This is a genomic window from Devosia lacusdianchii, from assembly GCF_022429625.1.
Classification (GTDB): domain Bacteria; phylum Pseudomonadota; class Alphaproteobacteria; order Rhizobiales; family Devosiaceae; genus Devosia; species Devosia lacusdianchii.
The window spans coordinates 173,092-186,401 of record NZ_CP092483.1; the positions used below are offsets into that span (position 1 = coordinate 173,092).

A 13,310-nucleotide genomic window follows, 5' to 3' on the forward strand; every position below is an offset into this window, starting at 1 on the left:
TCGTCACCGGACTTTCATGACCCGCGAACTTCCGACCATTGTCAGCTTCTGGCACGGCCCGATGAGCTGGCTGGAGCGCCTCAGCATCGCGTCCTTCCTGCGCGCCGGCCACCAGGTCGAAGTCTATGCCTACGATCCCATCGATGGCCTGCCCGCCAATGCCACTGCCCGCGACGCGGCCGAGGTCCTGCCGCGCGACAAGCTGGTTTTCTACAAGGGCAAGGGCACGCCGGGCGTCTTCTCCGACTACTTCCGCATGACCGTGCTGCGGCAGGGCAGGGGCGTCTATGCCGATCTCGACGTCTATTGCGTCCGTCCCATCGAGGGGCCGCCCGATTACCTGATGGCCTATGAGCGCCCGGGCTCGATCAATGGTGCCGTGTTGCACATCCCCGCCGATGCGCCGCTGCTCGATGATCTCCTGGCCATCTTCACCAACGCCAACAGGCCCTTGCTCGAGCCGCACCTGCCAGCCTTCCGGCGCATGGAAGTCGCAGTCCGCCGCCTGTTTGGCGAACACATCGCCCCCGAGGACATGCAATACGGCGCCACCGGCCCGATGGCGCTAACCTATTACATGCGCAATCGCGGCCTCGAGCATCTGGTTCTGCCCAGCACCGCGCTTTACCCGATCCCCTACGAGGGCATCCCCGCGCTGATGCAGCCCGGCTCCAGCATCGATCCGGCCATCACTCCGGAGACGCTGACCGTCCATCTCTGGCGCAGCCAGCTCACCCGCCGCGGCAGGGCCGATATGCCGTTGCCGGAACCGGGTAGCGCGCTTTGGGAACTGTGCCGACGCGAAGGTGTCGCGCTCGCCTGAACTGCCCCAAAACTTGCCCACCCACAACCGCTTCCCGCGGATTTGATCCGCGGGTCACTCTCAACCCGGCACAAGCGATTGTGGAGTGAGAAAATCGAGCCCGCCCGTCAGAGCTACCGGCCCAGCCCCAACCGCTTCTTCCACCAGCGCTTCCAGCGGTGGCGGGCGAACCGGTAGAACAGTTCGTTTGTCATCACATGGCGGTAAAGCCGAGCAAACGCCACGCTTTGCAGCATGCCCGCCAGCACCCCCCAGGGCTTGGTATCGCCCGTATAGTGCAGAATGGCTGGGTCGAGGCCTTCATGGGCGTGGCGCGCATCAATGGTGTTCCATCGCCAGTTCAATTGCAGCCAGTTCCGCGCGAAGACCAGGTTCAGAAAATCCTGATCGTAGTAGATACGTGCCATGATGCCGTCGCGCAGTGCTTGCTCCATCCGCCCGATAATGTCGGCCGCTCGCCATTGCGGCACGTCGATCAGCACCATGCCGGCATTGAAATAGGGGTCGGCGACGTCAAAAATGTCGCGATTGCCCTTTAGGTCGCGCCGACCGGTGATGAACGCCCCTATGCTGTCGCGTACTGCCGCGATCGGCTTGCCTTCCATGTCGATGTCAAACAGTTTCTCGATATTGTCGCGCACCAGCATGTCACAATCGAGATAGAGCACCCGTTCGACATCAGGGCCCACCAGCCTGTCGATCATCAGGCGCGCGTAGACGATATTACTGAGCCGCTTGTTCTCTGGCATGCGCTTGGCAACGTCCCGAAACAGGGTCGATCCATCGAGGTCGTGCCACCGCAAAGTCACAGGAAACTCTGCGGTGATCGCCTGTAGGTCGGCGCGATGCTCCGGTGTCAATGTGCGATGGCACAGGTGAAACACCAGGTCGGTGCGCCGCCGCGTAAATAGGCATACTGAGCGCATCGTGGCATAGGCCGGTGCCCAAAAGTTGTCATCAAAGGTCAGCGCGATATGGATGGCGCCGTTCGTTTGGGTCATTTATGCGGTCTGGCCCCGGTTGCGATCGCCGGAGACAAACCTTATCGCGCCAGCCAATGCAAGCCGCCGCTCACGCCGATGCCGCTTTCACCAGCGCCAGGTCAGCGCCGCCGCATTCGCTGCGTCGAAATGCAACGTCACCTCGGTGTCGTTGACCGGGTTGTAGACGTCGTCGGTATATTGCCGCTGCAACAGCGTAATCGTCTGCGCATCGGCATCCGATGAGCGATAGAGATAGTCGAAGCAATCCAGCGTATCAGCCGCTTGGGTGGCTTCCACCTCGGCCTTGAGCGCATGCAGTTCGCGCCCAACCAGCAGCTTGCCTTCGGGCCGGCTGATCGCCCGCAAAGTCGGCACCCAGTCTTCGCCGGTCTCGCAGATATAGCGATTGTCTTTGAACGTGCCCCGATCGGTAAAGGCGATATCGACTGCCTCGCTCCAGGCATTGCCGATCTCGAATTCGGCTCCAGTATCGGTCACGTCGAGGTAGATATCGGACCAGCCGCAACTGCCCGCTTCCTCGGCATAGCACCAACGCTCGCTGCTGCTCATCAGCGTCGCGACATCGCTCATCGCTACCAGTTTGTTGGCCTTGTAGCGCTCGATGATGCCCTGCGTCGCCGCGTCGAAGCCAAAGGCGGATGGTGTAAAGCTCAGGCTCAATGCTGCGATCGCAAGCGCGATTCTCATATCGGGTCCCTCCGAAAAAACTGGCCGCACGATGGCCCCGATCATAGCATCGCGCCTTTGCGGCGAAAGCAGGTTCGGCGTACCGGGTTGACAAGCTGACATAATGTAACAATAAAAGTTACATGAAACGCTCAAGCCGCCTCTCCCTTGCTCTTCACGCCCTGGTCCATCTGCATAAGCAGCCTAATGAGGCCATCACCTCTGCGACCCTGGCTACTTGCCTCATGACCAATCCCGTGGTGGTGCGCCGCGTGCTGGGCGAACTGCGCGAGGCCGGCCTCGTCGCCTCGACCAAGGGCCACGACGGCGGCTGGCGCCTGCTGCGTCCCGCCGGCGAGATCAGCCTGCGCGCGGTCTATGCGGCCATGGGAGAGAGCCTGCTCATCCGCACCGAAAGCGATGCCGGCGATATCCAGTGCGGCATCGTCCGATCCGTCAACGCCGTCATGGGCGAGTTCATCGCCGATGCCGAGGCCCTGCTGGCGGCTCGGTTGGAGCGCGTTTCCCTGGCCGAGATCGCTGCTCAGGCCAGCCCCAATCCCCTTCACGCCCATCAGAAAGGTCATCACCATGGATGACGTCATCATCATCGGCGGCAGCTTTGCCGGCCTCGCCGGTGCGCTCCAGCTCGGTCGCGCCCGTCGCAAGGTCACCGTCCTCGATACCGGCCTACCACGCAACCGCTTCGCCGCCCATTCGCACGGCCTGCTCGGTCACGACCACAAGGCCCCCGCCGATATCCTTTCCGCCGCCCGCCAGCAGCTCGAACGCTATCCCACGGTGCGGCTGGTCAATGCCCGTGCGGACAACGCCGGCGGCACGATCGACGACTTCTCCGTGCTCACCGATGACGGCGAGACGCTCACAGCCCGGCGCTTGCTGCTGACCTATGGCGTGTCCGACCAAATGCCCACGATTCCCGGCTTTGCCGACTGCTGGGGCAAGTCGATCGTGCCCTGTCCCTATTGCGATGGTTTCGAAGTCGCCGGCCAGCATTGGGGCCTGGTCTATTCCGGGTCGCAGGCGCTGCACGCTGTCTCACTGTTCCATGACTGGACCGACAGGCTGACTCTGTTCGCCGATGGTCACGATATCCCCGCCGACGCCCGCGCCGATCTCGCGCGCCGCAACGTCCCTGTCATCGACGGCAAGCTGGAACGCATCAGCCATCGCGATGGCCATCTGAGCACAATCAATCTCGATACCGGCCGCAACCTCGCCGTCGACGTCCTCTTCGCCCATCCGCGCAACCGGCCCTCCGCCAATCTGCACACCACCTTGGGCCTCGAAACTCTCGACGCGCCGGTCGGCCTCTATCTCAAGACCGACGATCGCCGTGAAACCTCGGTCAAGGGCATCTACGCTGCCGGCGACCTCGCCAATCCCATGGCCAGTGTCACCCTCGCCACCTCCAGCGGCGCCATGGCCGCGATCTTCGCGCAACAGTCGATGCTGGTGTGAGGGCAGGGCACACACCCAAACTCACACCTCACCCACCGGCCGTCACCCTCGGGCTTGACCCGAGGGGCCTACACTTGCCGGGCTCAGGAAGTGCAACACCCTCGGGTCAAGCCCGAGGGTGACGATCCGTGCAGTCATCCCCCTATGACCATCCAACCCACCTCAACCCCTTGCCTTCACCTTAGAACCGTTCTAATCATTGTTTAGAACTATTCCAAAGTGTGACGCGTCCATGTTCTCGCTTCTGCCCGATAGCCGCCGCCCCTTTGCCAGCCTCTCCGAGCGTGAAATCCTGTCCCTGGCCGTCGCCGCCGAGGAGGAGGATGGCCGCATCTATTCCGAGTTCGCCACCCGGCTCGCCGCCGCCTATCCCGGCTCGGCTGCCTTGTTCGAGGGCATGGCCGCCGAGGAGGACGAACACCGCCGCCGCCTGCTGGATCTCTATGTCGAGCGCTTCGGTAAGCGCCTCGTCCCCATCCGCCGCGAGCATGTGAAGGGTTTCATCACCCGCAAGCCGCTCTGGCTGATGAAGTCGCTGACCCTCGAGGCCGTGCGCCAGCAGGTCTGGGAGATGGAGGAGGGCGCTTATCGCTTCTACATGGAGGCCGCCAAGCAGACCTCAGACGCCACCATCCGCAAGCTGCTCGGCGATCTTGCCGCTCAGGAGCGCAAGCATGCCGACGCCGCCGACCGCATCGATGCCGGCGTACTCGGCGCCGAGGGCCGCAGCACCGAAAAAACCGAAAACCACCGCCAGTTCGTGCTGACCTATGTGCAGCCGGGCCTGGCCGGCCTCATGGATGGCTCAGTCTCGACCCTCGCTCCGGTCTTCGCCGCCGCCTTCGCTACCGGCGACACTCACCAGACGTTCCTTGTCGGCCTCGCCGCCGCCATCGGCGCCGGCATTTCCATGGGCTTTACCGAAGCCGCTTCAGACGACGGCAAGCTCACCGGCCGTGGTTCACCGGTCAAACGCGGCCTCGCCGCCGGCATCATGACCGCCATTGGCGGCCTCGGCCATGCTTTGCCCTACCTGATCCACGATTTCGCCGTGGCCACCACGGTCGCCATCGCCGTGGTTCTGGTGGAACTCTGGGCCATCGCTTTCATCCAGAACCGTTACATGCAGACACCCTTCTGGCGGGCTGTTATGCAGGTGGTGCTGGGCGGCTCGCTGGTCTTTGCTGCCGGCATCCTGATCGGCAACGCCTAACCCCGGAGGGGCGCCTGCAGTCTCATACCTACCGCGCCCCTGACGGCACTACGCTGAGCTACACCCAATCCGGCCCGGCCGATGGCGAGACCATCGTGCTTTGCCACGGCCTCGCCGCCGGTGGCAGCCAGTTCACCGCCGATATCAAGCATTTCGCCGTTGCAGGCTACCGCGTGCTGGTGCCCGATCTGCGCGGTCACGGCCAATCCTCGGCCCCATCAACCAATCGCCCCGACGACTTTTCCATCCCCACTCTCGCGACCGATATGGCCACCATGCTCGACCATGCTGGCGCCACTTCGGTCCATTGGGTCGGCAATTCCCTTGGCGGCATCGTGGCGCTCGACCTCGTCGCGCGCCAGCCCGAGCGCTTCAAATCGCTGTCGTTGTTCGGTACCTGCTTCGCGCTCAATCTGCCGGCGGCGGTGGCCCCGGTCTTCCCGCTGCTCTATGCCACTTTGGGCCGACGCCTGCTCTCGACCATCACCGCCTTCAACACCACGCGCCACAAGCCGGCCCGCCCCACCATCGCGGCCATGGCCCGCGCCTTCGATCCGCGCGTCGGCGCCGCCATCAGCAGTCATGTCCGACGCTACGACCTACTCGACAATGCCCTTGGCTATCCCGGCCCCGTGCACATCCTGGTTGGCGGCCGCGACACCGCCGTCAACCTCGCTTTGCGTCCCGCCCTCAAGCGCATTGGTCCGCGTCCAAACTGGACCATCACCCATCTGCCTGAGGGCGGCCATTGCGCCAATCTCGACGCCACCCAGCAATGGCGTCACGCCCTCGCCGATTTCTGGACCCGCTGACCGCGCCGGCTGGCCATGATCAGCAGCACAGCGGGGATCAGGCCCAGCGGATAGCCGCTCGGCTCCATCACCAGCGACGCGATCAGCGCCCAGGCGCCAAGACCCCAGCCCAGGAAAGCCGGAGGCACGATGCCCCGCCTATCCATCCACACCACCAGTGCCCCGAACACCAGCATCGGCCCGGCAAAACTGCCCAGCGTGGCGTGGAAGGCGGCATTGTTGGCCAACAGCGGCTGCGGCTGGCTGATCACCGGCTCCCAATGCGCCATGGTCCACAGCGCTCCGCTTGCCCAGCCGCCCATCAATGGCATTGCATCCATGCCGAGCACCACGAAGTGCAGCAGCGACATGGCGATCATTATATATCCCGCCCAGCGCAGCATCAGCATGCACCCCCGGTGTTTCGAGCCGTCTGGCCCCATCCGGCCCACACCAGCAGCAGGCCCAGCGAACCGAAGATCATCCACTGGAACAGCCCCAGCGGCGAACCGAACCACACAATGCTGATCGCCAGGCAGATCACCGCGATCACCAGGTAGTGCCCGCCCACCAACCACGCCAGGGGCCGCCGCCACTCCACCTTGAAGGCGGCCACCGCCATGGCGACACCCCCGCCGATGATCAGCGCCGCCATCTGCCACCACATCACTTCGAGGATCGCGGCGACCTTGGGTGGGAGCGCGGCTTCGTAGACCGGCCCCATCACCATCTGCGTGCCCACGGCAATGTGATACCGGCCACCCACCGCCGATAGCACCACCCCAACCATCAGACCGTAGCGGCGCGCCGTCCAGCCGCGTACAGCTAAGGCGTGCGTCTCATTGAGGATCGTCATCATACTCTCCTTGAGTTCCATACGGAGCCGTATGTTACGCCGGTCTTGCGCAGAGTCCATACGCTGACGTATGGATGCGGCAGCGTGTCGCGAACGGAGTATTGAGTGTCCGAAAAAGCCAGCCTCACCCCGACCGATTGGATCATTGCCGGCCTTGCAGCCCTGGCCGATGGCGGCGTCGAATCCGTCCGCGTCGAGCGGCTGGCCAAGCGCCTGGGCACCACCAAGGGGTCGTTCTACTGGCATTTCGCCGACCGGCCGGCTTTGCTCGCTGCCATGCTCGAATTCTGGGAGCGCGAGGGCACGACCGACCTCATCGACCATGTCGCCGACATTGCCGATCCGGCCGAACGGCTACGCTGGCTCGCCGCTGACGCCGTTATGGTGCTCATGCGCGGCGTCAACGTGGCCCGGTCGGAAACGGCGATTCGAGCCTGGGCGGCGCAGGACCCCGTCGTGGGTGAACGTTTCGCCCGTGTCGAAGCCGCGCGCATCGATTTCCTGGTCGGCGATCTGGTGGCGCTCGGCTACGACGAACGGGCGGCAAACCTGCTCGCAAAGGCGATTTACCTGGCGCTGATCGGCCTCTTCCTGGTGCGGCCCTACGCGCCCTATCTGGCCGACGACGCGGCTTTCCTCGATCTGGTCGAACGCACTATCGCCGCTGCGCCCGGGCGTCCCTAAGCATATTCCGCCGCGATCAATCCCGCGGCCTTGCTGCCGATGGCCATGGCCGGTGCATTGGTGTTGCCCGATACGATCTGCGGCATGATCGAACAGTCGATCACCCTGAGCCCGTCAATGCCCCGCACCTTAAGGTCCGGTCCCACTACCGCGCTCGGGTCGCCGTCGAGCCCCATGCGCAGCGTGCCCACCGGGTGGTAATTGGTCTTGACCGTCTGCGCGCAATACCGCTCCAGCGCCGCCGGATCGCTCATCGCGGCAGCACCCGGCAACAGTTCTTCGGCAATTTTGCTCTTGAACGGCTCGGTTTCGAGCAGCGCCCGCGCCGTCTCCAGTGCCTTGACGGTCAGCCGCAGATCGTCCGGGTCGCCAAAGAAGTTGCAGTTGACCAGCGGCTGATCCTCTGGGTTCGCCGACCGCAAACTCACCGTGCCGCGCGCCTTGGGCCGCAACAGGCATGAGGTGAAGGTGACGCCCCAGGTCGGCTCCGCCGCGCTCACATCGCGGTCGAGATAGACGATCGGCGCGCAATAGAGCTGGATGGTCGGCCGCTCGCCGCCATCGGGGTCGAAGAACAGGCAGGCCTCGATGCCGGTCGTCGTCACCGGCCCAGAATTGAACAGCAGGTACTGCAAGCCATTGCGCACCATGTTCCAGCCCTTGTCCTGGCCGAAATAGCCCGACGGCTGCTTGGTGGTCGCGATAACAGGTACCTCGTGGTGGTCCTGCAGGTTCTGTCCGACGCCGGCAATGTCTGCGACCACCGCGATGCCATGTTCGCGCAAATGCTCCGCCGGTCCGATGCCGCTCAGCATCATCAGCTTGGCGCTATTGTAGGTGCCGGCTGCCACCAGCACCTCGCGTTCGGCCCGCACTGTGTGGGTGGCGCTATCCTTCTCATAGACCAGCCCCACCGCCCGCCCATTCTCGACCACGATCCGATCCACCCGCGCCCCGGTGATAATGGTCAGCCGCTTGTCCTCGGCCAAGGGGTCGAGAAACGCCTTCTTGGCGTCCGAGCGCTCCTTGTAGCGCCCCCATTGCCCATAGGTATGCTGCATAATGCCGACGCCGTTCTGCCGCGCGCCGTTGAAATCGGGATTGTAGGCGTGCCCCAGCCCTTGCGCCGCCAGCAGGAAGTCCTCGGTTGTTTCAGAAAGCTGCCCCGGGTCAGACACCCGCAGATTGCCGCCAATGCCGTGATACTGGTCGTTGAACCGGCTATTGGCCTCGATGCCGGTAAAATGCGGCAGCATGTCCCGATAGGACCATTCCCCGCTATTACCCAAGCCCGCCGCCCAGCCGTCATAGTCCTCCGCCTGCCCGCGCATGTAGACCATGGCGTTGACGGCGCTGCCGCCACCCAGTGCCTTGCCGACAGGCACGATTGGCGCCCGCCCACCCAATTGCGGCTGCGGCACCGTCTTGTGCATTTCGAGAAAATCGTCGCGCGCCAGGAACTTCATGTAACCCGCCGGCATGGCCATGATGCGGTTGGTTGTCGCCGGTCCGCGCTCAAGCAGCAGCACCGAGAAACCGAACTCGCGCACCAGCCGCATCGCCGCCACGCTGGCCGCCGATCCGCCCCCGGCGATGACGAAGTCATATGCCATCACGCATCTCCGCCGAGCCGGTTTTCCAGAATGACGCCGACATTGGCGCATTCGAGCGCGATCTCGGCCACGAAATCGGCCAGCATCTCGCGGTCGAGCGCTGCCAGCGACCGTACCACCATGGCGGTATCGCGATGCAACGGCTCGAAATTAACAGGCGCGATCTCCACCAGCCGCCCGGCCTTGACGTCATCGGCAATCGCCGAATTGACGAAAAAGCCCAGCCCTTTGCCCTTGGCGGCCAGCCGCCGGCCGGGTCCGGTGGGCAGTTCAACGCTGGTCTTGGCCAGCCGCACCAGCGTCGCCGCCGCTTCCGGCTCCGCCTGCCACCAGCGCAGCGAAATCACCCGCGGCACCAGCGCCAACACCTCGTCGATACTCGGCTGGCTCGACAATTGCGCCGCGATCTCCGGCGCCACCACTAGCGGCACCCGCTCGCGCATGATTACCAGCGGTACCAGATCCACCACCAGCGGATCGAGATTGGGCCAGCACAAAATCCCCATCTCCGCATCGCGCTCGTGTAGCATGGCGGCGATCTGGGCCTGCCGCCCCTCGTTCACCACCACATCGACGCCAGGATATTTTTCCTGAAACCGCAGCAGCGGCTCGGTCACCAGCGGCGTCACCAGGCTCCGCAGCGACGCAATGGCGATCCGCCCGCGCTCCACCCGCCGCAACGCCTCGCGCCCCTCCTGCGCCGTGCCGATAATGCGCCGCGCAAAGGGCAAAAAGGTCATGCCCTGATCGGTCAGCGTTACCGTCCGCCCCCGCACGAACAGCGTGACGCCCAAGAGCGATTCCAGCGCCCGAATGCGCATCGACGCCGTCGCCTGGGTAATATTGAGATAGGCCGCCGCCCGGGTAAAACTCTGCTCACGCACAATGCGGTCAAAGGTGCGAAGCTGATCGAGGTCCATCGGATTGGCTTATGACGCTGGAGTTATCGAAAGGAAATTCAACGCTACCATCGGCAAATGCAATGGGGAAGTGTGGCCCCGCGGACCTTTCCCACGCCGTCATCACCCGGCTTGTCCGGGTGATCCATCACCGGGCATCGAGTAGCCACGAACTGATGTCGGTCGGATTGATCGCCTCAATCAGATTGATCTTCCACTGTCTGGGATATTTCTTGATGGCTTTCTCACGGCGGATCGCATCCACGACCAGATTGTGTTCCTCGATCCACACCAGCGTCTTGACGCCGTATCGAGACGTAAATCCCGGCGTCAGCGCATGCTGATGCTCGAACCACCGGCGAGACGGATTCGACGTCACGCCGGTATAGAGAGTTCCATTTTTCTTGGATGCGAGAATGTAGACGTAGCCCCTCATTCCCTGAGCATGCCGGAAAATGGATCACCGGGACAAGCCCGGTGATGACGGCGGTGGCGGCATCACATCCCCCCACCGTCATTGCCCGGCTCGTCCGGGCAATCCATTCTTCGCTACGCTTAACCCGCCCTGTTCCGCTCCCGCGAAGCCTCGGCCTGCGCGCGCTTCTGCGCCTTGCGCTCCGCCGCCAGCTTCGCCGCGTCGTCCCCCAGATGCGCCGCACCGCGTTGCCGTGCTAGTTCCATCTGCTTCTGCCGCTCGGCCGCCGCGGCATGTTTGTCCGCCTCGCCAACGCAATGCGGGCAACTCACGCCCTCGACATAGCCGGGCGCCGCCCGATCCTCGGCCGTCAACGGATGCCGGCAGGCCCGGCACAGCGTCGCATCGCCCTCGATCAGCCCATGCCCCACCGACACGCGCTCGTCGAACACGAAGCACTCCCCGGCAAACCGGCTCTCCGCCTCCGGCACCACTTCGAGGTATTTGAGGATCCCGCCTTTGAGGTGAAACACCTCCTCGAAACCCTTCGACAGCAGGTAGCTCGACGCCTTCTCGCAGCGGATGCCGCCGGTGCAGAACATCGCCACCTTCTTGTCCCGCTGAGGGTCGAGATGCTCTTCCACATAGTCCTTGAACTCCGTGAAGCTCTTGGTCGCCGGATCGAGCGCCCTCTGGAACGTGCCCAGCCCCACCTCGTAGTCATTGCGCGTATCGACCAGCACCACGTCATTGCGCTCGATCAGCGCATTCCAGTCCGCGGCCTCGACATAGGTGCCAACGCTCTTGGCCGGATTGGCCTCCGGCGCGCGCAGCGTCACGATTTCAGGCTTGAGCCGGACCTTCATGCGCAGGAACGGCATCGCCTCCGCGGTCGAATACTTGACCTCGGCCCCATCGAGCCGCCCGCCGAACACCGGCCCCTCGAACAGCCAATCCGCCAGTGCATCGATGTCAGCGACCGTGCCCGCCACCGTGCCGTTAATGCCCTCCGGCGCCAGGATCAGCGTCCCCTTGATGTCGCGCCCACAGCAAAATTTGGCCAGCACAGGCTGGATCGCTTCCGCATCCGGCAGGTCAGCGAACTTATAGATCGCCATCACCTTGTATGGTTGATTGGCTTGGGGCAGATTGCTCATATCGATACGCGGCCGGTTCATCGGCCCGCTCATACCACCCGTCGCGCCATGCGTCACGCGCGGCCAGCCGCAAATCATCGGGAGACAGGCCATGCCCTACCGGGCCGATACGGCACGCTATGATACCATGCAATACCGCCGCTCCGGTCGCTCGGGCCTCAAGCTGCCGGTCATCAGCCTCGGCCTTTGGCAGAATTTCGGCGGCACCCGCGATTACCCCACCGCCATGGAAATCCTGGGCTACGCCTTCGATAATGGCATCACTCATTTCGACCTGGCCAACAATTACGGCCCGCCCGCCGGCTCCTCCGAAGAGCTGTTCGGCATGGTCATGGCCCGCGATTTCCGTCCCTATCGCGACGAGCTGATCATCTCCACCAAGGCCGGCTACAATATGTGGCCCGGCCCCTATGGCGAATTCGGCTCCCGCAAATATCTCCTCGCCAGCCTCGATCAGTCGCTCAAGCGCATGGGCCTCGACTATGTCGATATCTTCTATTCCCACCGCTACGACCCCGAAACACCGCTCGAAGAAACCATGGGCGCGCTCGCCCACGCCGTGCGCTCCGGCAAGGCGCTCTATGTCGGCATTTCGAGCTATCCGGAAAAGGAAACGCGCGAAGCCCACGCCATCCTCAAATCCATGGGCGTCGCCACCACCATCCACCAGCCCAGCTATTCGATGATCAACCGCTGGATCGAGAACGACCACACCATCGACGCCTGCGGGGAACTGGGCATCGGTATCATCGCCTTCTCGCCGCTGGCGCAGGGCGTGCTCTCAGGCAAATACAATTCCAGCGATAAATCCGGCACTCGTGGCGAAAATCCGAACAGCTCGCTCCGTCCCAGCCACATAGAGCCCCGCGTCCTCGCCGCCGTCGACAAGCTGGGCGACATCGCCAGGAGCCGCGGCCAGTCCATGGTCCAGCTCGCCCTTTCCTGGGCCCTGCGCCGCCCCGAAATGACCTCGGCCCTGATCGGCGTGCGCAACCTCGAACAGCTTCAGGACAATCTGGGCGTCCTCAACAACCTGACCCTGACGCCGTCCGAAATCGCCGCCATTGACGAGGCCACCAAAGACGGCCAGATGGAACTCCACCCCCGCCCCAGCGGCTGGCTGCGCTAGGCGCAGCGAGCCGTCATGAGCTGACGGGTCAGCGGGATGCGCGGGCGATCAGTTTGTTGAGCGTCGTCCGCGCCCGATCCAGCCTGAACGGGGGTGTCGCGCGATCCGCCAAGGCGAGCACGTCACCCTGCATCCGCTCGGTGCTTGCCGCCTGGTAGAGGTCGGATGGCATGCATTCCCAGTCGCCGCCTTGATTGCCTGTCACCGGGTTGTAGGTGTTCTCGCCATAGGCGAAGCAGATGTTGGTGCCTTCACGCTTCCAACGACCCTCAAGGATGACGGCGTTTCCCGGATACCAGAGATAGGCTTTGCCCCGGGTCGACAGATACTCGACCTGAGTGCCGTGCCCCGCATCCCAAGTCATATTGGTGTATCCGCCGAGCTGCTCAGCATGGGCAAGGGGGACTACGAAGAGCGTCAGCAGCAGATAGAAAACGAGAGTGCGCATGGTTGGGCCTATCGGATCGGTACACAAACCCCTTCCTTATGGCGAAAATCGACGTAGGCTCCGGGGCCCGCGCCTCGTTGTTCGCACACGACTTGTTGGGGCGCGTCCGGGTTCAAGCGAAATTGGCACT

General features: G+C 63.7%; 16 protein-coding genes. 7 read left to right on the forward strand and 9 right to left on the reverse strand.

The genetic code is table 11. The features are described from left to right. Nucleotides 1-16 precede the first annotated feature (16 nt). Nucleotides 17-823 (forward strand): hypothetical protein, encoded by an 807-nt coding sequence (locus MF606_RS00880; RefSeq protein WP_240231559.1) that lies wholly within the window; start codon nt 17-19, stop codon nt 821-823. Nucleotides 824-936: 113 nt separating this feature from the next. Here MF606_RS00880 and MF606_RS00885 read toward each other — a convergent pair whose 3' ends face one another. Together MF606_RS00885 and MF606_RS00890 are read right to left on the reverse strand one after the other, a co-directional pair. After that, nucleotides 937-1,824 (reverse strand): glycosyltransferase family 8 protein, encoded by an 888-nt coding sequence (locus tag MF606_RS00885; protein ID WP_240231560.1) that lies wholly within the window; start codon nt 1,822-1,824, stop codon nt 937-939. Nucleotides 1,825-1,911: 87 nt separating this feature from the next. Further along, nucleotides 1,912-2,514 carry a hypothetical protein gene (locus MF606_RS00890; protein WP_240231561.1) on the reverse strand — a complete coding sequence of 201 codons (603 nt, stop codon included), beginning with the start codon at nt 2,512-2,514 and terminating at the stop codon, nt 1,912-1,914. Nucleotides 2,515-2,636: 122 nt separating this feature from the next. On the opposite strand from MF606_RS00890, the gene MF606_RS00895 reads away from it, so the two are divergent. The 4 genes from MF606_RS00895 (at nt 2,637) to MF606_RS00910 (ending at nt 6,000) form a co-directional block, all read left to right on the forward strand. Further along, nucleotides 2,637-3,092 carry an RrF2 family transcriptional regulator gene (locus tag MF606_RS00895; RefSeq protein ID WP_240231562.1) on the forward strand — a complete coding sequence of 152 codons (456 nt, stop codon included), beginning with the start codon at nt 2,637-2,639 and terminating at the stop codon, nt 3,090-3,092. Next, the gene (locus MF606_RS00900; RefSeq protein WP_240231563.1) at nt 3,085-3,975 is read left to right on the forward strand and encodes an NAD(P)/FAD-dependent oxidoreductase; all 891 of its coding nucleotides are present in this window, start codon (nt 3,085-3,087) and stop codon (nt 3,973-3,975) included. The genes MF606_RS00895 and MF606_RS00900 overlap by 8 nt, the downstream gene beginning before the upstream one ends. 232 nt (nt 3,976-4,207) lie before the next feature. Then, complete coding sequence (gene mbfA / locus MF606_RS00905; protein ID WP_240231564.1) at nt 4,208-5,188, forward strand: iron exporter MbfA; 981 nt, start codon at nt 4,208-4,210, stop codon at nt 5,186-5,188. Between the two features lie 95 nt (nt 5,189-5,283). Next, nucleotides 5,284-6,000, forward strand: a complete 717-nt coding sequence (locus MF606_RS00910) for an alpha/beta fold hydrolase (protein WP_240231565.1) — start codon at nt 5,284-5,286, stop codon at nt 5,998-6,000. On the opposite strand, the gene MF606_RS00915 is transcribed toward MF606_RS00910, so the two are convergent. Together MF606_RS00915 and MF606_RS00920 are read right to left on the reverse strand one after the other, a co-directional pair. Then, nucleotides 5,970-6,359, reverse strand: coding sequence for a hypothetical protein (locus MF606_RS00915; RefSeq protein ID WP_240231566.1), 390 nt, complete (start codon nt 6,357-6,359; stop codon nt 5,970-5,972). The genes MF606_RS00910 and MF606_RS00915 overlap by 31 nt on opposite strands. Before the next feature lie 23 nt (nt 6,360-6,382). Further along, a complete protein-coding gene (locus tag MF606_RS00920) occupies nt 6,383-6,835 on the reverse strand; it encodes a hypothetical protein (RefSeq protein WP_240231567.1) in 453 nt (150 codons plus the stop codon). 105 nt (nt 6,836-6,940) lie between these two features. Here MF606_RS00920 and MF606_RS00925 point away from each other — a divergent pair, with 105 nt between their 5' ends. After that, nucleotides 6,941-7,519: a TetR/AcrR family transcriptional regulator gene (locus tag MF606_RS00925; protein WP_240231568.1), complete on the forward strand. Its 579-nt coding sequence runs from the start codon at nt 6,941-6,943 to the stop codon at nt 7,517-7,519. Here the strand turns inward: MF606_RS00925 and MF606_RS00930 are convergent. The 4 genes from MF606_RS00930 to trhO form a co-directional block, all read right to left on the reverse strand. Next, nucleotides 7,516-9,132 (reverse strand): GMC family oxidoreductase, encoded by a 1,617-nt coding sequence (locus MF606_RS00930; RefSeq protein ID WP_240231569.1) that lies wholly within the window; start codon nt 9,130-9,132, stop codon nt 7,516-7,518. The genes MF606_RS00925 and MF606_RS00930 overlap by 4 nt on opposite strands. Continuing rightward, entirely contained in the window at nt 9,132-10,052 is a 921-nt protein-coding gene (locus MF606_RS00935) for a LysR family transcriptional regulator (RefSeq protein ID WP_240231570.1), read from the reverse strand. The genes MF606_RS00930 and MF606_RS00935 overlap by 1 nt, the downstream gene beginning before the upstream one ends. A 127-nt stretch (nt 10,053-10,179) precedes the next feature. After that, complete coding sequence (locus MF606_RS00940) at nt 10,180-10,467, reverse strand: GIY-YIG nuclease family protein (protein ID WP_240231571.1); 288 nt, start codon at nt 10,465-10,467, stop codon at nt 10,180-10,182. A 119-nt stretch (nt 10,468-10,586) separates the two neighbouring features. Beyond that, nucleotides 10,587-11,624, reverse strand: coding sequence for an oxygen-dependent tRNA uridine(34) hydroxylase TrhO (gene trhO, locus MF606_RS00945; protein ID WP_240231572.1), 1,038 nt, complete (start codon nt 11,622-11,624; stop codon nt 10,587-10,589). A gap of 70 nt (nt 11,625-11,694) precedes the next feature. On the opposite strand from trhO, the gene MF606_RS00950 reads away from it, so the two are divergent. Beyond that, complete coding sequence (locus MF606_RS00950) at nt 11,695-12,732, forward strand: aldo/keto reductase (RefSeq protein ID WP_240231573.1); 1,038 nt, start codon at nt 11,695-11,697, stop codon at nt 12,730-12,732. 28 nt (nt 12,733-12,760) lie between these two features. Here MF606_RS00950 and MF606_RS00955 read toward each other — a convergent pair whose 3' ends face one another. Beyond that, nucleotides 12,761-13,180 (reverse strand): hypothetical protein, encoded by a 420-nt coding sequence (locus MF606_RS00955; RefSeq protein WP_240231574.1) that lies wholly within the window; start codon nt 13,178-13,180, stop codon nt 12,761-12,763. Nucleotides 13,181-13,310: the final 130 nt, after the last annotated feature.

Coding starts and splice junctions, on each gene's coding strand:
- MF606_RS00935 (WP_240231570.1), bottom strand. CDS start 10,052: ATGGACCTCGATCAGCTTCGCACCTTTGACCGCATTGTGCGTGAGCAG.
- trhO (WP_240231572.1), bottom strand. CDS start 11,624: ATGAACCGGCCGCGTATCGATATGAGCAATCTGCCCCAAGCCAATCAA.
- MF606_RS00920 (WP_240231567.1), bottom strand. CDS start 6,835: ATGACGATCCTCAATGAGACGCACGCCTTAGCTGTACGCGGCTGGACG.
- mbfA (WP_240231564.1), top strand. CDS start 4,208: ATGTTCTCGCTTCTGCCCGATAGCCGCCGCCCCTTTGCCAGCCTCTCC.
- MF606_RS00915 (WP_240231566.1), bottom strand. CDS start 6,359: ATGATCGCCATGTCGCTGCTGCACTTCGTGGTGCTCGGCATGGATGCA.
- MF606_RS00895 (WP_240231562.1), top strand. CDS start 2,637: ATGAAACGCTCAAGCCGCCTCTCCCTTGCTCTTCACGCCCTGGTCCAT.
- MF606_RS00955 (WP_240231574.1), bottom strand. CDS start 13,180: ATGCGCACTCTCGTTTTCTATCTGCTGCTGACGCTCTTCGTAGTCCCC.
- MF606_RS00900 (WP_240231563.1), top strand. CDS start 3,085: ATGGATGACGTCATCATCATCGGCGGCAGCTTTGCCGGCCTCGCCGGT.
- MF606_RS00890 (WP_240231561.1), bottom strand. CDS start 2,514: ATGAGAATCGCGCTTGCGATCGCAGCATTGAGCCTGAGCTTTACACCA.
- MF606_RS00880 (WP_240231559.1), top strand. CDS start 17: ATGACCCGCGAACTTCCGACCATTGTCAGCTTCTGGCACGGCCCGATG.
- MF606_RS00940 (WP_240231571.1), bottom strand. CDS start 10,467: ATGAGGGGCTACGTCTACATTCTCGCATCCAAGAAAAATGGAACTCTC.
- MF606_RS00950 (WP_240231573.1), top strand. CDS start 11,695: ATGCCCTACCGGGCCGATACGGCACGCTATGATACCATGCAATACCGC.
- MF606_RS00930 (WP_240231569.1), bottom strand. CDS start 9,132: ATGGCATATGACTTCGTCATCGCCGGGGGCGGATCGGCGGCCAGCGTG.
- MF606_RS00885 (WP_240231560.1), bottom strand. CDS start 1,824: ATGACCCAAACGAACGGCGCCATCCATATCGCGCTGACCTTTGATGAC.